This is a genomic window from Candidatus Competibacter phosphatis (assembly GCF_012939995.1).
Taxonomy (GTDB): domain Bacteria; phylum Pseudomonadota; class Gammaproteobacteria; order Competibacterales; family Competibacteraceae; genus Competibacter; species Competibacter phosphatis.
In genome coordinates, this window is the sequence record NZ_SPMZ01000029.1 from 69387 (window position 1) to 88236 (window position 18850).

Here is an 18850-nt window from a genome sequence, read left to right on the forward strand (position 1 = left end):
GGAATCGGTCACTGTCATGTCTTCCCAGTTGACGGCACGGGCCTTTCGGCGGCGGGTACTTCGGCCGGCGGAGGGCGTGTTTCTCTTCCATCCCCGCATGTTGCAGCGCTTGATTCGCCGCCATTTGGGCGACGCCTCATCGAACTCGGCCATTCCGCTACTCCGCTATTACCTGATACCGCGAAAGATCTTGCTGATCGGTCTGGAGGACGAGAATCCCGATGCGCTGTCGGTCATCGAGGGGCTCAATCTGCCCGATTGGGTGATCCTGTTACCGATGCCATCGGCTCAGGAGTTGGCCACCGAGACTCCCGAGCACTGGTTGCGTGCTTACTGGGGCCGTCGGTTCGCGGCCGAGGTGGCGCGCGCCTGGCAAACGGCCCGCAACGACAATCAGGATCAGGACTCGTTTGGAGCGCGCGCTTGGGTCCGGCAGATCGGCGAGAAGGCGTTTCGCGAGGCGCGGAGCCTGCTCGAACAGGATCAGCGGGTCGTGCTGGGTTTGGACGACGAGACGCTGTGCCGTCATCTGGTTGGGTTTGTGATCTATTTGCGCTATTTCATTCCCGGCGCGCGGGCTTACTTTTTTCCGGCCGTCCGGGATTGGGGCGGGTTGGATCGCTGGTTGAAAAATAGCGGCTTGGACCTGCCGCCGCCCCGTCACGGCAGCCGTTGGCCACATCTTTTGACCCGAAGTCGTCCATCCGGTTTTCACGATGTCCCGGATTACGAGCCGGAATTGCCGCTGCGGTTACCGTTCGGGCGGAACGATCCCGATCTGGTCGATGGCGCCAACACCATTCTGCCCCTGCTGGCGAAACCCGCGCCGACCTTGCTCGGAAATGTCTGCGGGGGGATAGGTCCGAACCGGGTTGCGGCGGCCTGCGACCGGATTGCCTTGCAGGTCGAGTCGCGTTGCCGGGAGGCGTTGCGGCAAGCGTCCATTCTGACGCGGAAACCAATCTGGATCGTCTCGATTTGGCGCGACTTGACTGGACGCGTGACACCGGTCATGGAACTGTTGGCCGCGCTGCTGAATCGCCGTTCGGTCGCGCGGGGCGACGGTGCGCCGCTGGAATGGGTTCTCGACGCGCGTTTGCGCTTGTTTCGTCACGGCGTCCAGGCGGCGTTCCGGGCCGAGATGGCCGGTCGTTATGGCACGGCGCTGCGATATCTGGGCATGGCGGTTCATCAGTACCGGGAGATCGTCGGTATTTTTCCGCCGCCTCCCAGTCCGATTGCTTCGGGAGAGGCGGAATCCGAGTCGGTCGCGCGGATCTTGGAGGGACGACAGGAGGAGATCATCGAGGCACTGGCCCACGGTCTCGCCGCGACTTGGCGCTTGGATGCCCAGTCCACCCGAGTGTTGGAGCATTTGATGCAGCGCTTGCTGGACGAACCGGCCACCGCGCGGCCCTCCAGTCCGTGTTCTCGCTTGCTATACGATCTGGAGCGGATTTTTCTGGAGGGACGGACCAGTTATTACCGCTTGCAACCGCTGGCCTGGTTGTGGAGCGGCGGCCGGAAGTCGTTACGGCTGGGGTTGCCGTTCCAGGGTTCGCTGAAAGCCCTGCGGGTCCTGAACACCGCGAAAACCCGTCTTGACCAGTCGCCGTGGTCCGGGGCCGAGGTGGCTTATTTCAGTGCACCCTTGCAAACCTTGGGTGATCGAATTGGCCAGCGACTCCGCCGACAGGTGTTGCCACGCTTGCGCGAACTGCTCGACAGCGCCGGTTTTCTTGCGGACGACCATCGCCAGCGGGTCGCGCGGAACGTGCTTCAGGAAGAGCTGTTCGACATCGTGTTACGGCGTTGGCATCTTCGCTTCACCGATTTACGGGACAGCGTGGCCCGCAACCCATTGCGGTTGCCGGACCCGAATTGGCGGGAGCTGTTGCTGGGAGATCGTTTGGCGCGTTTCGACCGTCAGGCCAGCGTCGCGCTACCGGGGGTTTACCAGCCCGGTGAATTTTATCTGAAAGGCTTGCAGCAGTTGAGCGCGCCGCTGTTTGGTACATCCGCCGGGCGGTGGATCACCCGATTTCTGCTGTTGCCGTTTGGCGTCGCTTTCATCGGGCTGGAAGCACTGGGGTATCTACTGAAGCTACTGCCGGCGGCTTGGGGTCCGGTTCGCCTGGACGGTCCAGGCTGGGTGCTGGGGGTCGGTCTGGGCTTGAACATCGTCCTCCATACCCAGCGGGGCCGGGCGGCGGTGGCCGCTGTCTGTCGGGGGATGCACTGGCTGTTTGCCGACGTGTTTTATCAGGGCTTGGCGCGGTGGTTGCGTTGGCGGCGGACGGCCCGCTGGTTTCGCTATTCTCTGGTGCGGAAAGGTTCGCGTTACTTACTGGAACCGCTGCTGATCGGCTTGATCTTGGCGCTGCTGCTGATCGGCATCGCCGGTGGGCTCGGTCTCGGCGTGGATGGACTGCCGGCATTCTTGCTGTTCGGTTTCACGGTGGGCAGCATCCTGCGCAACAGTCAGGCGGGGCGACGGCTACTGGATGCCGCCATTACCCGCTTCGTCGCGTTCTGGCGCCGAGTGCATCGTAACCTGCTGATCGGTCTGGTTCATTGGGTGATCGATCTGTTCGGCTGGTTGATGCAGAGCATCGAACAGGCGCTGCATCGGGTGGACGAAGCGGTCAGTCACCACCGCGACGAGGGGCGAAACATCATGGTGGTCAAGGCCATCGTCGGTCCGCCGTGGCGCGCGCTCAGCTATCTCATCCATTTCTACGCGGCGGTATTGATCGAACCTCAGATCAATCCGATCAAGCACTTTCCGGTAGTCATGGTGGCCGACAAGCTGATGATGCCGTTTTTTCCCGTGTTGACGGCCACGCTGTTGGCGCTGTTGGACCCGATCCTGCCACGGTTCATCGGTGTGCCGCTGGTCACCGTAACCGTGCTGTTGTCAGCCGGCCTGTTTGGGTTTCTGGGTTGGGAGCTGATGGAGAATTGGAAGCTGTATCGCGCCAATCATCCTGATCGTGTGCAAGCGGCGCATTTCGGGCCGCACCGGGAGACGCTATATGCCTTGTTGCGACCGGGCTTTCATTCGGGCGCGTTGCCTCGGGCGTTTGCCGAACTCAGGCAGGTGATCGGGCTGGAAAACGAACAGGAACGCCCTTGTTCCCAACGCTTGCGTCAGGCCGAGGCGCAACTGGGGGAGATTCTGGAATCACTCCGGGCGTTCGTGACGCGCGAGCTGGTATTTGCCCTGCTGGAACGGTGTCGAGCGGCGGGTTACGAACGGGCTGATGGGGTAGTGGAGCGCTTGGAAGTGGCCACGGCGGCGTTGGATGTTCGAGTGGCGCTGTATCCTTTGGGTCGGAAGGATGCCGCAAGCGAATCGATCGTGCTCAAGCTTGGTTTCGATCTCCGAGGAGACGAACTTCAGGGCGAAATCGCCTTGGAGGGGGATCTCGAATGCCTTGGTATCGAGGGGGCAGCGTGGTTAAAGGCGGAAGCCGCTTATTTTCTGGGGCGGGCAGCCTGCCGGGATTACGGCGTGTGAGGTATTTCGAGTTTCGATGGCCTGGAGCGGTTTTTTTCTGCAAGTTGGGCAAACTTGGGCGAGCTGTCAACGTACAGCTATACTTGTGACAGAAGTCCAAGTAATAACGCAGTCGTTTGTGATGGCGCCGACGTTGCGCGGTTGTAATGCACGGTGATGTGTTCCACTGTGCCGATCGTGGCTTGTGGTGGTGGGGAAACGTTGAAGGATAGCGGGCAAGTTGGAGCTCCCAAGGTTTGAGGGTTTACGATGAATGTTATACGGCTAATAAAATATAGTAAAATCAAGAAATTATTATCAACGATGGCGGAATTTGGTAGATAAGCGGAAACCATATAATCATATAGTAGTGCGGACGCTTCGCGCCCGCACTACGGGGCGGGCGGATACGATCCGCTGCTTGCGCGGCGCGAAGCGCCGCACAACCACGCGGATCAAGCCGACTTTAGGCGAAAAAAGCCTACGGCTTTCTCGCTTTGCGCGGCTTATCCGCCGCCCCGTTGGGCGGCAAGATAGAACAGCGGAAAATTTGAAAAAATGACGGACGTATTCATCTCATACAAACGAGAAGATCGCCAAAAAGCCCGTGCGATCGCAGAAGCCTTAGCTAAGACGGGGCTTGATGTCTGGTGGGACATTGAGCTTTTGCCTGGGCAAAGATTTGCTGATGAAATTAACGCGGTTATAGATCAAGCAAAAGCAGCCGTTGTTTTGTGGACTCCGAAATCTATTGCTTCTCACTGGGTAATAGCTGAGGCCGCGCATGCATTAAAACGGGATATATTGGTTCCCGCTTGGATAGAGCATGTTGAATTACCGGTCCCCTTTAATACCCTCCATACGCTTGATCTTACGAAATGGAATAGTACGCCTACCGATCCCCTTCTTGAGGGCTTAATAGCTGGCATACAGCGTTTGGTCGGTCGGCCTGAAGATTCTTTTAGCACGCGCTCTCAATCGGAAATTGAGACGGCTCTTGCCAAGCCAGCACATGAAGTAGAGTTTTGGACTTCCGTATCAAAAAAAAGAGCCGCAGTCAATAAATGAATATCGCCTGTATCTAGAAAAGTACGGATCAAAAAGGTGCTTTCTCCGAATTGGCAAAACTTAGAATTTCAGAGTTAACTGATAATTCAAAAAAAGCGAAGTCGCCCTTCTGTCACCGCAACACTAACAATACTTGGAGTGGCAGTAGGGATCATTTTGGGAATTCTGCAAATTAAGCAAATCATCTGGCCAGATAGTCTAGGCGTCAATGCCGAGCCAAAAATTGAATCCAAGAAAGCACTTACTTCTAAAGCATGTCGAGATCCTAGTCATGGTATCGAGCGATATGCTCGTTCATTTAATGTAGAGCGTAGCTCCAATTGGATGGGCGGTGGTTACGATCAAAACAAGTGGTGCAATGATGTAATAGCTAGTCTTCGTGGTGAATACCAGGATTCTAAATTCGAGGTAGTGTCAAAATCAGAAAACACGAAAAACACGTGCGCCCCATTTAATTGCCCACAATACATGTATTTTTGTACCGTGAAGGTCGATACTGATCCAATTTATATTGAGAAAATTTCAGATGCCTGCAAATAGCGCCCAACAAGTCGCTCCATCGGACCCAAAAACCGCTGCGCGTTTTTCGGTCCGCTGAGCTTGGCGTTGGGCGGTGCGTAGTCATACATCAGGTTATTCAGGAGAAATGGAGAAAGAATGAATTGGGGCGCGATAATTATTATCGTTGGTTTGGTCTTTTTCCTAGGAGTTATTCCGCTGGTTCTACTTCAGTCGCAACAACGGAAAAAGAATTATGGACCTAAGCGACAAACCGGTGGATTGAAAGTAATGCAGGGGAGCCTTGTGTGCCAAAACTGGAAGGCGCCAACGTTGGGGAAAAAGTTGTGGTTTGACTATGCGGTAAGGATACTGACGGAAGGTGATAATTTTTGGGGAAACTATCATTACCCAAGTGATCCAGATATACGGAAACCAGTTTACACCGGCGAGGTTTTGTTGACTGCTTCTCAGGGAGAAATAAAAGGGAAAACGGATCAAAGTGTGGTGGAAGGGCAACTCAACCCACATCAAGGAATTTTTACATTGGGCTTTCCACAAGGAAGCTTGTTGAGTTGGTTGAATAGTCCGTTTCAGTTTGGGATAAAAGGACAGGAAGTTGATTTTCTCAATACTAGCAAAGGGACAGGGCGGATTGGACGAGATAGCCACCTTCGAATAGGAGAAGGGAGTATTGTAGGACGGTTGGAGGATTGGAAGGGGGCGTGGGTGATGGAAGTTGATGTGACATATTGGGAGGTCGCGCCGGAGATAGTGGTGTTGATAATACTGCTGATGAGCAATGACATTTTCGAATTCCACAATCGTTAAGGTCGGCGAGAGCAGTTGTTTGGTTAGCAATCTGCAGTTTTGTTCCGTATTCAAAGTAACTGTTGCACGCAACAGCGCTATGAAAAGCCTGCCCAACAAACGGTTCAAGCCGAGTACACACTGCACTGCTGAGTTCGCGAGTGTTTTCCAAGGTACTACAGGCAAGGCACAGTATGCGCCAGGTTAGCCATACGTTAGATGGAGAAGGAAGCAAAGATGAAAGCAACGCATGGGAAAACATTATTAGCTGGACTAGCTGGCGGTTTTGTCATGAACGCGACGATGCTGATGACTTTTCGGCTTATCGGTTTTGGATGGAATGGTGGAGGGATATTGCTTGAATCCTCATCGCAAAGCCAAAAGCTCATCTCGGTATGGACAGAGATTTGAGCCTATTCCTTTGGTTGTGAATTCACCTGCGCCAATAATAGCAGGAATTGTCTTTTTTGGAGTTATTCATGCATACCTTTTTCGCTGGCTCTCCTCTTCATGGACAGGAGGGATTGTAAGCCAGGGGTTGCAATTTGCTACCCTCGTTTTTTTAATGACCTTTTTTGTTTTTGGGAATTTTTTCACGCCCTTCAATTTATTCGGAGAGCCGTTGCATTTAATAGCTCTTGAGCTACTGTTTTGGGTATGTATCGCATTGGCTGATGGCTTAGCCATTTCTGCAATCATTGGGGAAAAAGCATCTAACAAGGCTAATTAACTCGGACTGGGAAAATCCGTGCCGCTTTGCTCTGCGCCTTTTTCCAGCCGGTTATTTTCGACGTTAGGTGGCTTCAATATGGAAGCGCAATACCGGCTCCGAAAGCAAACCCCGCACGCGATCTACGACGTGCAAATGCAAGCGACGCAAAAAGCAGCACCAGAGTTCAAACTTACGATCTACGGCCTAGATCACTTGGAAGACGCCGACCGTTCGCGCTATTCCGACGCGATCCGTACGGGAGTGCAAAAAGCTATCGATCTCATATCCGGTAGAAAGAACATCGAAATTGATCTAACCGTACGAGAGCTAAGCGGAGAAACGCCACCGTTTGGATATGAGCAATGTGCGCGAATCCTTGTAGAGAAGTTCTATCGCGATAGCGCCACCTAACGTTACAATGGAGTCCGATAATTGACCGCTTCTCTCCCTTCGCTGCCGCTCCGGTCGGGCGCCATCAAGTGCGGCTCATTATGGTGGTAGTGCGGGCGCGAAGCGCCTGCACTACCACGCGGATCAAGCCAACAGCGACCGTCCAAGCCTTCGGATTATCCATCCTCGCGGCTTATCCGCCGCCCAATTAGCTGAGAAGTCATGAACATTCGTATAGCGACAAACCAGGATAGTGACGATATCAAAAGAGTCTATTTATCTACCTTCCCTAAAGGTGAAAGCGAGATTGTCGCGAAGATTGCCATTGAGCTGCTTTCTGAAAATACGACCCCACAAACAATCTCGCTGATTGCTGAAACTGATCACTCAGTCGTGGGTCACATCGCTTTCAGTCCTGTTAAAATAGATCATAATGAGGATTGCCAGGCTTATATTTTTGCACCGCTGGCGGTGCAAGCCAATTACCAAAAACATGGTATTGGCTCGACGCTAATTAAATACGGCATGCAGCAGTTATCAGCCATGGGTGTAAATATCGTCTTTGTTTACGGTGACCCAAATTATTATGAAAGGTTTGGTTTTAATGCTGATGCCGCTCGTAACTACATAACACCTTACAATCTTCAGTATCCTTCTGGGTGGCAAGCCATTGTTCTTAACGAATACGCCATGGAGAAAGTACCTGTAGCAATAAACTGTGTTGCCTCTTTATGTGACCCTAAATTATGGTAATCAATCTGCTGACAGTCACATCCATCTGAGTTACAAAAAAAGATCGCTATGCTTTGGTTTTTACGGTCGAATAATATAGGGCGCTATGCGGTAAATCCGAATTGGTGACGTGCTATTGGTGGAGAAAGGCTTATGAGTTCGTTAAGCGTTAAACAGTATGATGGTGTTGGTCATATCATATTGAATCGAGTTGGCGCACTAAATGCTTTAAGTCGTGAGTTCTGTCATGAGATAGACGACGCTCTGCGCGACTTGGACAATACGGAGAGTATTCACGCGATCCTTATTTCATCTGCACTCAAGCACTTCTGTGCGGGTGCGGACATTCGGGAAATGGCGGAAATGACCGCTGAAGAGGTTATTGCAGAGCAGTTCACCGGTTGTGTTTCGAGTTTGCCTGATATTTCAAAGCCAGTCATTGTCGCTGTCAAAGGTTTAGCTGCTGGTGGTGGCTGCGAGTTGGTCGAGATGTGCGATATCGTCATCGCCGCAGCCACCGCGAGATTTTGCCACCCAGAAATCACGCTAGCGGCAATGCCCGGAGCAGGAGGGACGCAACGATTGGCCCGAGTCGTTGGCAAACATATAGCCATGGATCTACTCTTGACTGGCCGATCCCTAAGTGCGGATGAAGCTTTCGCTGCTGGCCTGGTTTCCAGAATCGTTCCCGATGAACAACTGGAAGATGAGGCATTGGCTGTCGCAAAGCAGGTGGCGTCATTTTCCGGTCCGGTTACTCGTCGCATCAAGGCATCTGTCAACGACACACAAGTGAATTTGGAAACTGGACTAATTGTTGAGCGCGATCGCTTTCATCGTTGCTTCACCGAACATGATTTTCGTGAAGGTGTCCGTGCATTTATTGAAAAACGACGCGCCAATTTTCTTCATCGATAGAAATTCGATTGCGTATTCCGTATAGGCAATTATTCAGTAGCCCCGCGTAAAAAAACAGTGCGAGGCTGCGCAATTCAAACATTATCGCGGATACTTCGCGCTCGCGATAGCTATGTAGAAAAACCGATATTGGCTGTCAAAGTTGTCGGTTTTTTCCTTCATCACGGCTTATCCATCGCCCCGTTAGAAATTTAAGGGTGAAGATTTGTGAAGTGGAGTAAGACTGCGGTCATTGTGGTTATTGCGATTTTTTGCAGTTTCCTACGGTTACTCAGCCATCAAGCGAATGCATCTGAGTAGCGAGATGCAAGAGACGGAAAAGAAAAGCTTGTGCCAAGCAAGGCGCTTTCGATTGCGATCTGATCGCGAAATATCACGATGAATGTTTCGAGCCAAGCTATCGAGCTGAACGTCGAATAAAGTCTTTTCATGTTGGCGAGTATCGTGCTTGCATTGAAAATATGATGAGCCAGCATTTAAGTGAAAAATAGAGAATACTTAGCATTATCACACTGTGATCTATTAAGAGGAGAAGAAAAATGGCCAGTATTCTACAAGCTGCTGCAACGAAGCAAGAAAAACAGACGCGCTCGGAAAAATCAGCAAGGCGTCAGTGCTTGGATGGATAACGGTAATTATCTCGGACTATTGACTACTCTCGGGCTGGTTTTTCATGTCGCCGATGCTAAAAAACAATAATACGACCGCAATTGGTTATAGCTATGGTGAACACGGGACGAACACGATATATGTAGCTGTCAAGGGGCCGCCCCAGCCCGATCCAAACGTGGTTTCAGCACAAGCGAGTGGCCTTGACATTCCTCATTCTGACGTTGTGATCATCGGCAATACCAGTGGACTTCATGCTGAAACTTCTATTATTAGACATGCAACAGATGGCGATAAGTCTGCGCTCTTAAGTGATTTCTTTTATCTGGAGATTGCATGCATTGGAAAAGGTGTTTGCCCAGATTGCTCCGGTTTTATGACGAAGTACAGCATTCCCCACACTACCGTGCGATCCAACGTGGCTTCTGATTGGGTAAATCCTTTTTCCGGTGCGCATTTTCATGGCACTGGTCAAAATCTTCAGTATAGAAAAGCGGGCAAGAGTTTTTCTTCCATTAACCCAGGTTCAGGATACGTTAAAGGATGGGCAAATAACTGAAACCATTCGCTCCGTGCAGTGAGTATTATCGTCTGTTGATATGCAACGACTTACGATCATCATGATGCGATGGCCGCTACATTTGGTTAGCCATGAAAAGGCCGACGATTTCATCGAACGGACGCGTGGGAACAAGCGGTGCTTTTTTTGCTTCAGTCCTTTTTTACCGTGAGCCACTTACGATTGTGTTGGGCGGTGCATAAGAAAGGAGCATGAATATGATTCGGAAAAACTCCCTTGGACGAAACGGGCCGTATGTCGGTTGCCTCGGATACGGCGCGATGGTTTTGGAGGGCTATTATGGCGCGTCCGATGCTACTCAAGCCGTGGAGACCATTCGTCACGCGCTTGATGCGGGTTTGACGATGATCGACTCCGCTGATGCATACGGCAATGGTCACAACGAGCTGCTCGTGGGTCGCGCCGTGAAGGGTCGACGAGACGACGCTTTTATCGCCACGAAGTTCGGCATCGTGTTCGACGAGCAAGAAACGGGTGCCGAGCTGCCAACGGGCTGGGGGTTCTCGATCAAGATCAATGGTACGGCGGCGTATGTTCGGAAAGCACTGGATGGCAGTCTCGATCGTCTGGGCGTTGACGTCATCGATCTTTGGTATGCCCACTATGTGGACCCTATAACGCCGATTGAAGAAACCGTGGGGGCGATGGCCGATGCGGTTCGTGCGGGGAAAGTACGCTATCTGGGATTGAGCAACGTCACTGCGGACGAAGTCCGGCGCGCGCACGCGGTCCATCCGATCACGGCGGTGCAATACGAGTATTCCCTCTGGCGTCGGGAGGCCGAGACGACTTTGCTGCCCACTTTACGTGAACTGGGAATCGCTCTGGTCTGTTGGGCGCCTCTCGGCAGCGGGTTCCTGACTGGAACCGTGGGAGCGCTGGACAAGAACGATTTCCGCCAGAACAACCCGCGCTTTGTCGCGGAGAACCTGGCCATGAATCGCGACCGTTTCGCGCCGCTCATGCAAATTGCGCGTGAGCTGGAGGTGACACCCGCGCAGTTGGCGCTTGCGTGGCTCTTACATCAGGGCAAGGATATTTTCCCAATCCCCGGAACGCGCCGCCCGGAGCGGATCGATGAGAATGCCAAAGCAGCGGATATCCATTTGAACGATGAGATCCTGAAGCGAATCAATGAGCTCGCGCGGCCTGGATTAGCTGAAGGCACAACATTGGTGTAATCATGCTGAAGACCTTGATCGATCTTGGTTTTTCGTGCCGCCTCATCCGGGGCGGTGTCATTGCCGCGACGATGATCGTGGGCTTGGCGTGGAGCGGTGCGCAAGTTGCGCGAGCAGATCCCTTCCTCGACGAGATCGTCGAGTTTACCGGGGAGATCTTGTATTTAGAACACAAGGTGCCTGCCCTCGTCATTGGTGTGGTGCGTAATGGCGAAACTTCGATTCATGGCTTTGGCGAGCGAGCGGGCGCAGGTAGCAAGGCGCCGGACCGAGACACGCTATTGCGGATCGGCTCCATCACCAAGGCATTCACCGGCCAGGTGCTGGCCCACCTCGCCGCCGACAACAGGGTGCGGCTTACCCAGCCTCTCACCAAGTCGTGGCCCGACCTGGCGGTTGACGCGAAAGCCGATGTGGAGCATATCCGCCTGATCGATCTTGCCACCCATTCGGGGGGACTCCCGCGCGAAGTTCCCCATGAGCCGGGGTCCGAACAGGACCCCTTCGCCCCAATCACGGTCCAGACCTTCGCCGACTGGCTGAAGAAGGAGCCTTTGCTCTTCAAGCCGGGAACCTCCGTGCTCTACTCGAATTTCGGCTTTGACCTGCTCGCCATGGGCTTATCCAAGGCAACGAACCAACCTTATCCTGAGCTGCTTAAGCAATACATCACCGCTCCTCTCGGCATGAAGGACACGGTGTTTACGCTGTCGAAGGAACAAAAGCAGCGATTGATGCAGGGCCATGGCTTTGCGGGGGAGCCATTGCCGGACGTGCCTACTGGAGATGTTATTGTCGGCGCGGGTGGCCTGTACTCCACGCCAAACGACCTCTTGCGCTGGATGCAATGGCATCTTGACCGCTTCGCCGAGAGTGGCGCGGAAGCGCGACTGCTCGATCATTCGCTGTATCTCATGCGGGATGGCCTTGAGACCGTATCGGGAATGGACGAGTCCGGCCACATGGACGCGATGGGGCTGGCCTGGGTAGCCATGATGCCGGAGGGTGACCGTCCGTTCATCCTGCAAAAGGCTGGCGGGCTACAGGGCACCTTTAGCTATATCGCTTTCGCGCCGACGCGCGGCGTGGCGGTGTTTATCGCCATCAACCAATTCAACTTCGCCGCCTCCATGGCCATGGCTAAAGTGGCCAATGAGTTGATCGCGACACTCGCGCCACGCTAAGGGGCTGAAGGCGCTCATGTAACACGCCTATCCGCATCACGACTGTATCGGGTCAGGTGAATGTCGGTGTTGGCCGCTACAGATCGCGAGACTACCAAAACCGGTTCTTGCGCCGGTGCCATGAGCTAGAGCGAGCGGTGGTCGCCGCTCGTCTCGGGCGGCCTTGCCGGGTCATACGCGGGCGTTATCATGACCGCCTCAAACCGCCATTACTCCGGATCTCCCATCCATGGACACCCTCAAGATACGCGGCGCGCGAACGCATAATCTGCAAAACGTCGATCTCGACCTGCCGCGCGACCGGTTGATCGTCATCACCGGCCTGTCCGGTTCCGGCAAATCCTCGCTGGCCTTCGATACGCTCTACGCCGAGGGTCAGCGCCGTTATGTCGAATCGCTGTCCGCCTACGCCCGGCAGTTCCTGTCGCTGATGGAAAAGCCGGATGTGGATCACATCGAAGGGTTGTCGCCGGCGATTTCCATCGAGCAGAAATCCACCTCGCACAATCCCCGTTCCACGGTCGGCACCATCACCGAGATTTATGATTATCTGCGGCTGCTGTACGCGCGGGCTGGGATTCCGCGTTGCCCGGATCATGGCATCGATCTGGATGCCCAGACCGTCAGTCAGATGGTGGATCAGGTGCTGGCGCTACCCGAGGGCGGGCGGCTGATGCTGCTGGCGCCGGTGGTGAAGGAGCGCAAGGGCGAACACGTCAAGCTGTTGCAGGAACTGCGTGCCCAGGGCTTCGTGCGTGCCCGCATCGACGGCGAGGTGGTGGAACTGGATAGCCCGCCCACCCTGGATCTGCGCCGCAAGCATACGATTGAAGTGGTGGTGGATCGCTTCAAGGTTCGGGACGATCTCGGCCAGCGCTTGGCGGAGTCGTTCGAGACCGCGCTGCGGCTGGCGGACGGCATGGCGCGGGTGGCGTTTCTGGACGAGCCGACGCGGGCCGAATTGCTATTTTCCGCCGGCTTCGCCTGTCCGATCTGCGGTTACAGTCTGAGTGAGCTGGAGCCGCGCCTGTTCTCCTTCAACAATCCGGTCGGCGCTTGCCCGGCGTGCGACGGTTTGGGCGTCAAACAATTCTTCGATCCCGAACGGGTGGTGGCGCATCCGCATCTGAGTTTGGCGCGCGGGGCGGTGCGCGGCTGGGATCGCGACAATGTCCATTATTTTCAACTCATCCAATCCTTGGCGCGGCATTACGGCTTCGAGGTGGATACCCCGTTCCAGGATCTGCCCGAGCGAATCCGCCGCTTGATCCTGCACGGTAGCGGCGGGGAGGCCATCAATTTCGAATACAGCAACAGTCGCGGCGAAACCCACCATCGTCGTCATGCGTTCGAGGGGGTGATTCCCAACATGGAGCGCCGCTATCGGGAAACCGAGTCGAATCTGGTGCGCGACGATCTGGTGAAGTACCTGAGCAGCCAGCCCTGTCCATCCTGCCAGGGTGCGCGGCTGACTCGCTCCGCCCGTCATGTCTTTGTTGCCGGTCGGAGCCTGCCAGAGATCGTCGCCTTGCCGATCGGCGCGGCCCGCGATTTTTTCGGCGACTTGGCCTTGCCCGGTCGGCGTGGCGAGATCGCCGTCAAGATCGTCAAGGAAATCGACGAACGGCTGAACTTCCTGGTCAATGTCGGCTTGGATTATCTGAACCTGGAGCGCAGCGCCGATACCTTGTCCGGCGGTGAGGCGCAACGCATCCGGCTGGCTTCGCAGATCGGCGCCGGGCTGGTCGGGGTGATGTACGTGCTGGACGAGCCGTCCATCGGCCTGCACCAGCGCGACAACGCCCGGTTGCTGGCCAGCCTGTTGCGATTGCGCGATTTCGGCAACACCGTGATCGTGGTCGAGCACGACGAGGACGCCATCCGCACCGCCGATCATGTGGTGGACATGGGGCCGGGCGCGGGCGTGCATGGCGGCCGAGTGGTGGCGCAGGGGACGCCGGCCGACATCATGGCGCATCCCGATTCCTTGACCGGGGCCTATCTGAGCGGGCAACGGCGGATTGAATTACCCACCCGGCGCACGCCGCCCGATCCGAAAAAGCAGTTACGCATCGTCGGCGCCAGCGGCAACAACCTCAAGAATCTATCGGTGCAGATTCCGCTGGGTTTGTTCACCTGCATCACCGGGGTGTCCGGTTCCGGCAAGTCCACGCTGATCAACGACACACTGTATTGCTACGCCGCCCGCGACCTGAACAATGCCAACGAGTCGCCGGCGCCGTGCCGCGATCTGCTGGGATTGGAGCAGTTGGATAAGGTGGTGAACATCGACCAGAGTCCCATCGGCCGGACGCCGCGCTCCAATCCGGCCACCTATACCGGCCTGTTTACCCCGATCCGCGAGCTGTTTGCCGGCGTGCCCGAATCACGGGCGCGCGGCTACGCGCCGGGCCGTTTCAGCTTCAACGTCAAGGGCGGGCGCTGCGAAGCCTGTCAGGGCGATGGGGTGATTCAGGTGGCGATGCACTTTCTGCCGGATATCTATGTGCCTTGCGACGTGTGCAAGAGCCAGCGCTACAATCGGGAAACCTTGGACATCCGTTACAAGGGTCGCAACATTCACGAAGTGCTGGAGATGACGGTCGAGGATGCGCTGGCGTTCTATCAAGCCGTGCCGGTGGTGGCGCGCAAGCTCCAGACCCTGACCGACGTGGGTTTGAGCTACATTCGACTCGGTCAGAACGCCACCACTCTGTCCGGTGGCGAGGCGCAACGGGTGAAGCTGGCCCGCGAGCTGTCCAAACGCGACACTGGGCAAACACTGTACATTCTGGACGAACCGACCACCGGCCTGCATTTTCACGATATCGAGCAGTTGTTGAAGGTGCTGCACGAGTTACGGGATCGAGGCAACACGATTGTGGTGATCGAGCACAATCTTGACGTGATCAAGACCGCCGATTGGGTCATCGATCTGGGGCCGGAGGGCGGCGGGGGAGGCGGCGAGGTAATGGCGGTGGGTACGCCGGAGGATATCGCCCGCCATCCAGAAAGTCATACCGGGCGGTTTCTGGCGCCGGTGCTTTGCTCTGCTGGGTAAGACTGACCGGGAAGAATCATCCTCCAGCCGCTGGCGTGGAGATTCCGGCGGGTACCTGATTTCGAACTCCCCTGAAAACGTGCAAATTTGGGCAATCTGTCAACACGCAACTATGCTTGTGACAGAAGCCCAGATAGGGGCGCAGTCGATGGCGATGGCACGGACCGCGCCCGGCATGATGTTCCACTGCATTAATCGCGCCTCATGGCGGCGGGTAAATTCCAAAGGGGCAGCAAGCCTGTCGGGTTTTTCTAGGGTTTTATCGTCCACGATGAATGTCATACGGCCAAAAAAACCAATTTAATCAATTGAATAATTTCAATTATAGCGAAATATGGTTGATAGACGGAAACCATACAACGGGGCGACGGATTCCAATCCGCGTGGTTGCTTGGCGCTTCGCGCCGCACAACCACGCGGATCAAGCCGACATCGGCCGTCAAAGCCTTCGACTTTTCCGTCCTCGCGGCTTATCCGCCGCCTCGTTTTGCTTCGAAATATTCATTTAACTGATTGATCAAATGTGGTGGGAGGCCATATGTCAACTAATGTAGGAAGTAAGTTTCTGGGGAGTAATTCGAGCCTTTTGCGCTAGTCTTAAACAGAAAGAAAGGAGGATATTGAAAATGCTTACTCGCCTTATAATTTTCATACTTGCGGTCTCGATCACAGGCTGTGCCCTGCCATCTAAAAAACTAGCTGAATTCGGCAAAGCTTCAGAAATTGCGGTTGCCACGATTTCCACGCCAAAGAATCTTGAATCCCAGCTTCTCAAAAGAAATCGCTGTCAACGAAAATGCCTGTCGCTTCCTCTCGGGCTCCAGAGCTTACCGTCTGGCAGCTAAGTCAAAAACTCAGCCCTCTACACTCATTGCCGAACAGGCTAAGGTCGCCGATGCTTGGCAGCGTATACAAAAGCACTGACCGAAGCGGCCGGTGGAGACAGTATCGCCAAGCTTAACGAAGCAGCAAAGGGATTTAATGGTGCTGCGGGTGAATTGGCTGGTAGCGCTAAAGCTCCCGCCACCATCGGACCGGCTGTCGGAGCCCTTACAAACCTCGGTGTTCGGTTGAGTGAGGCTCGGCGAACTCAAAAAAATCAAGGACGTGATGGAGAGTGTCACGTCAAGTCTTTTTTACTTTCTCTCTTCGCCTCGAAGAGGATTCTCAGAGTGTCGACGATACGCTTGCTAAGCTAATTGTAAGTTGGGATAAGCATGCACGCTGCGTATTGCGCGCATCACGCCGCTCTGGTTCCACACCGCAAAAGATATTCCTGGACTTTGATACAGCGAAGAGAGAAATTCTTGCCGAACAAGCAAGAGCAAAAAAAGGCTGCGAGCGCGGCTACAGCTCTTGACGAGGCACATACAGTAATCCTTGCTAGTGATGGATCTATAGATGAGGGATTGGATATTTTGAACACACATCTAAGTGACCTTGTGGCAATTAAGCAGGCTGCGGCATCTGGAGGGAATTGAGCATGATTACCAACGTCAATGCAAAGAAACGGGTTCTAAACGCGCTTCGAGATCTGATTTTAATTAAGAGCGAAACAACTAACTTGTCTGATAATCAGAAAGATGTGTTGCTCGCGTCGATTCGTTCTCTGAAGATTGAGTATATTCGGCTGGATGGTGCGGACCTAAACGCATCCTATTCTGATATTGCAGACAATCTTAAAAAGTGCTAAGACAAAACTAGAGAAAATAGAAAAAAGAAAGAATTGAGTTTGCGAACGCTTTGATAACAGCCACGAAGATCCTTGGGTCCATTCGATCTGTACTGCTGTTAGTAGCTTAACGTTCCCCCAAATTAGTCACTTGTTCTAGAAATTACTTTGTACAGCGTTTCGCGCGAAAAGGGGGCGAGGCTCATTAACTGCAAGTATAGAATGTTTGAAATTGTCTAATGAGTGCCTCCAGCCGCCGCCCAAAGTGCCGTTCGCTGCGCGTGCAGCACTTTGGGCGGCGGCTGAAGCATACGTTATGTGGAAGAAATGAGGGTGGCAACTTGGTGGCGCCTTACAACATGTCCTTCGCCTGCCTGGACTGCCGCAAGTCGTTTAAGCGGGAATTCTTATTATCAATGGGTTGCCCTAAGCAAATGAGTTGCCCCGATTGTGGCAGCCCGGCATACAATTTTGGCAGGCACTTCAAGGCTCCGAAGAAAACCGATATCAAGCAATGGAAGAAAGTCCGATTTCTATTCGAGCATGGCTTTTGGTTTCAGAGAATCTACGATAAGGCAAATAGGTATCAAATCATCGAGTACCCTAAAACGATGGAAGGAGCCCGAGAGTTCGTCGAGGCATATAAAGAATACGCAATCAAGTAGCAAGATGGGCAACCCGTTGATTTGGGTGTTGGCGCAAAGAGACGTCGATGCATACAGGGTGTGTGAATCGGTTAGGCATTAAAGTCAGTGCCGCTCCGATGTAGGATAGCGCCGTGATGGCAGCGAAAGATGGTTTGCATGGTATGAGTTCACTTGCACATAAACTACTTGATTCTTTCGCCTGTTTACTGAGCCACAAAGAGCACATGCCTTGGCTTGTTTTGTGTAAAACCATAGGAGACGAAGATGCCTACGACAGACGAAACCACACCTAGTAATTCGACCACGACCGGCGAGGGCGTTTGGCGTGAACGCCCTAATGCTGACAAGATTCCATGTCCGGCGCTGTTGAGCTTTTACAACAATGGCCTGCTGCACCCAGACGAACACGGAAACGTTACCACCGCTCACTTAGACAAGGTTCTTGAGAGTGTAGGCGTTGGCACAGGAATTCGAAAAGCCCTCGTCACGGGTGCCGACAATACCGACGAGATTCCCGATAGTTTCAACCTTTTTGCCCTTCGGAACTCTAGTCTGGATCACAGCGGAAGCACTGGCATCCGAGATCCCGAGATTAGTCCCGCAAAGCTCGATAATGCGCTGCTGAAGTTCAGTGATGAGAGTGGTCGAATGTACGCTGAGCATTTTGCCGCTGCCGCTAATCAGGCACAGCTGCAAGATCCAGGCTTCAAAGGCGGCGTTATTCAAACCATAGAGTTCACGGCCCTCCTCCAGGTGTTCGGCCGCGTCGATGAGTCAAATAAACGCTACGTCACCATCGATGACGTGCGGGGGCTTTGGATCGACGGCAAGTATCCTGAGAAGCTGTACAAAAACTCAATTACCTAAGCTACCTCTAAGGCAGTCCCTTGTAATAATACTCGTTCTTTACAAATTCTTCGCAGCATGAGTCGAATTGAGGCCATATAAACATGACCCGTACTCGATGTGGGTTTCCGTTCGTAATCTTTGCTTAAGCGGCGAGATCGCCCGAGCCAAGCAAAGGTTCGCTCTACAACCCATCGCCGAGGTAAAACCTGAAATCCCTTATCCGTTTTCTTTTTTTTCAACAACTTCAAAAATGCAGTCGAACTGTTCCTTGACCCATTGAACAAACTTTTCACCTCTATAACCACCATCCGCCCAGATTTTTTTTGACGCTATCCACGATTGAAAACAAGGTGGTCAAGACTTGGCGAGCCGCATGACCATCGTAGATATTTGCCGCATGAACCAGAGCAACAATGAGATAACCCATTGTATCTACGACA

Annotated in this window: 16 protein-coding genes; 15 read left to right on the forward strand and 1 reads right to left on the reverse strand. The window is 53.8% G+C overall.

The genetic code is table 11. The annotated features are described in order from the left end of the window. The first annotated feature begins 16 nt into the window (after positions 1–16). The 15 genes from E4P82_RS10965 to E4P82_RS11030 all read left to right on the forward strand — a co-directional run bounded on the left by E4P82_RS10965 (position 17) and on the right by E4P82_RS11030 (position 18428). Positions 17–3520, forward strand: a complete 3504-nt coding sequence (locus E4P82_RS10965) for a sulfite exporter TauE/SafE family protein (protein ID WP_169248915.1) — start codon at positions 17–19, stop codon at positions 3518–3520. Positions 3521–4057: 537 nt separating this feature from the next. Next, complete coding sequence (locus tag E4P82_RS10970) at positions 4058–4567, forward strand: toll/interleukin-1 receptor domain-containing protein (RefSeq protein ID WP_169248916.1); 510 nt, start codon at positions 4058–4060, stop codon at positions 4565–4567. 138 nt (positions 4568–4705) lie between these two features. After that, positions 4706–5107 (forward strand): hypothetical protein, encoded by a 402-nt coding sequence (locus tag E4P82_RS10975; RefSeq protein ID WP_169248917.1) that lies wholly within the window; start codon positions 4706–4708, stop codon positions 5105–5107. 117 nt (positions 5108–5224) lie between these two features. Continuing rightward, positions 5225–5896, forward strand: a complete 672-nt coding sequence (locus E4P82_RS10980) for a hypothetical protein (RefSeq protein WP_169248918.1) — start codon at positions 5225–5227, stop codon at positions 5894–5896. 216 nt (positions 5897–6112) lie between these two features. Beyond that, a complete protein-coding gene (locus E4P82_RS23205; protein ID WP_312914767.1) occupies positions 6113–6286 on the forward strand; it encodes a hypothetical protein in 174 nt (57 codons plus the stop codon). Then, positions 6234–6605, forward strand: a complete 372-nt coding sequence (locus E4P82_RS10985) for a hypothetical protein (protein WP_312914769.1) — start codon at positions 6234–6236, stop codon at positions 6603–6605. The genes E4P82_RS23205 and E4P82_RS10985 overlap by 53 nt, the downstream gene beginning before the upstream one ends. Before the next feature lie 78 nt (positions 6606–6683). Next, entirely contained in the window at positions 6684–6998 is a 315-nt protein-coding gene (locus E4P82_RS10990) for a hypothetical protein (protein WP_169248919.1), read from the forward strand. 201 nt (positions 6999–7199) lie between these two features. Then, positions 7200–7730: a GNAT family N-acetyltransferase gene (locus E4P82_RS10995; protein ID WP_169248920.1), complete on the forward strand. Its 531-nt coding sequence runs from the start codon at positions 7200–7202 to the stop codon at positions 7728–7730. Between the two features lie 132 nt (positions 7731–7862). Then, positions 7863–8627: an enoyl-CoA hydratase-related protein gene (locus E4P82_RS11000; RefSeq protein WP_169248921.1), complete on the forward strand. Its 765-nt coding sequence runs from the start codon at positions 7863–7865 to the stop codon at positions 8625–8627. A gap of 673 nt (positions 8628–9300) precedes the next feature. After that, the gene (locus E4P82_RS11005; protein WP_169248922.1) at positions 9301–9795 is read left to right on the forward strand and encodes a hypothetical protein; all 495 of its coding nucleotides are present in this window, start codon (positions 9301–9303) and stop codon (positions 9793–9795) included. A gap of 221 nt (positions 9796–10016) precedes the next feature. Further along, positions 10017–10997 carry an aldo/keto reductase gene (locus E4P82_RS11010; RefSeq protein WP_420887097.1) on the forward strand — a complete coding sequence of 327 codons (981 nt, stop codon included), beginning with the start codon at positions 10017–10019 and terminating at the stop codon, positions 10995–10997. Between the two features lie 2 nt (positions 10998–10999). Beyond that, entirely contained in the window at positions 11000–12181 is a 1182-nt protein-coding gene (ampH, locus tag E4P82_RS11015; protein ID WP_246327525.1) for a D-alanyl-D-alanine-carboxypeptidase/endopeptidase AmpH, read from the forward strand. A gap of 229 nt (positions 12182–12410) precedes the next feature. Beyond that, positions 12411–15242, forward strand: a complete 2832-nt coding sequence (gene uvrA, locus E4P82_RS11020) for an excinuclease ABC subunit UvrA (protein WP_169248924.1) — start codon at positions 12411–12413, stop codon at positions 15240–15242. A gap of 1117 nt (positions 15243–16359) precedes the next feature. After that, a complete protein-coding gene (locus E4P82_RS11025; protein ID WP_169248925.1) occupies positions 16360–16602 on the forward strand; it encodes a hypothetical protein in 243 nt (80 codons plus the stop codon). A 1223-nt stretch (positions 16603–17825) separates the two neighbouring features. Further along, the gene (locus E4P82_RS11030) at positions 17826–18428 is read left to right on the forward strand and encodes a hypothetical protein (RefSeq protein WP_169248926.1); all 603 of its coding nucleotides are present in this window, start codon (positions 17826–17828) and stop codon (positions 18426–18428) included. On the opposite strand, the gene E4P82_RS11035 is transcribed toward E4P82_RS11030, so the two are convergent. Beyond that, positions 18425–18718: a transposase gene (locus E4P82_RS11035; RefSeq protein ID WP_246327307.1), complete on the reverse strand. Its 294-nt coding sequence runs from the start codon at positions 18716–18718 to the stop codon at positions 18425–18427. The genes E4P82_RS11030 and E4P82_RS11035 overlap by 4 nt on opposite strands. Positions 18719–18850 lie beyond the last annotated feature (132 nt).

Bases quoted from the DNA above. Each gene is read 5' to 3' on its own strand.
- E4P82_RS10965 (WP_169248915.1), top strand. From the start codon at position 17: ATGTCTTCCCAGTTGACGGCACGGGCCTTTCGGCGGCGGGTACTTCGG.
- E4P82_RS10970 (WP_169248916.1), top strand. From the start codon at position 4,058: ATGACGGACGTATTCATCTCATACAAACGAGAAGATCGCCAAAAAGCC.
- E4P82_RS10980 (WP_169248918.1), top strand. From the start codon at position 5,225: ATGAATTGGGGCGCGATAATTATTATCGTTGGTTTGGTCTTTTTCCTA.
- E4P82_RS23205 (WP_312914767.1), top strand. From the start codon at position 6,113: ATGAAAGCAACGCATGGGAAAACATTATTAGCTGGACTAGCTGGCGGT.
- E4P82_RS10990 (WP_169248919.1), top strand. From the start codon at position 6,684: ATGGAAGCGCAATACCGGCTCCGAAAGCAAACCCCGCACGCGATCTAC.
- E4P82_RS10995 (WP_169248920.1), top strand. From the start codon at position 7,200: ATGAACATTCGTATAGCGACAAACCAGGATAGTGACGATATCAAAAGA.
- E4P82_RS11000 (WP_169248921.1), top strand. From the start codon at position 7,863: ATGAGTTCGTTAAGCGTTAAACAGTATGATGGTGTTGGTCATATCATA.
- E4P82_RS11005 (WP_169248922.1), top strand. From the start codon at position 9,301: ATGTCGCCGATGCTAAAAAACAATAATACGACCGCAATTGGTTATAGC.
- ampH (WP_246327525.1), top strand. From the start codon at position 11,000: ATGCTGAAGACCTTGATCGATCTTGGTTTTTCGTGCCGCCTCATCCGG.
- uvrA (WP_169248924.1), top strand. From the start codon at position 12,411: ATGGACACCCTCAAGATACGCGGCGCGCGAACGCATAATCTGCAAAAC.
- E4P82_RS11030 (WP_169248926.1), top strand. From the start codon at position 17,826: ATGCCTACGACAGACGAAACCACACCTAGTAATTCGACCACGACCGGC.
- E4P82_RS11035 (WP_246327307.1), bottom strand. From the start codon at position 18,718: ATGGTGGTTATAGAGGTGAAAAGTTTGTTCAATGGGTCAAGGAACAGT.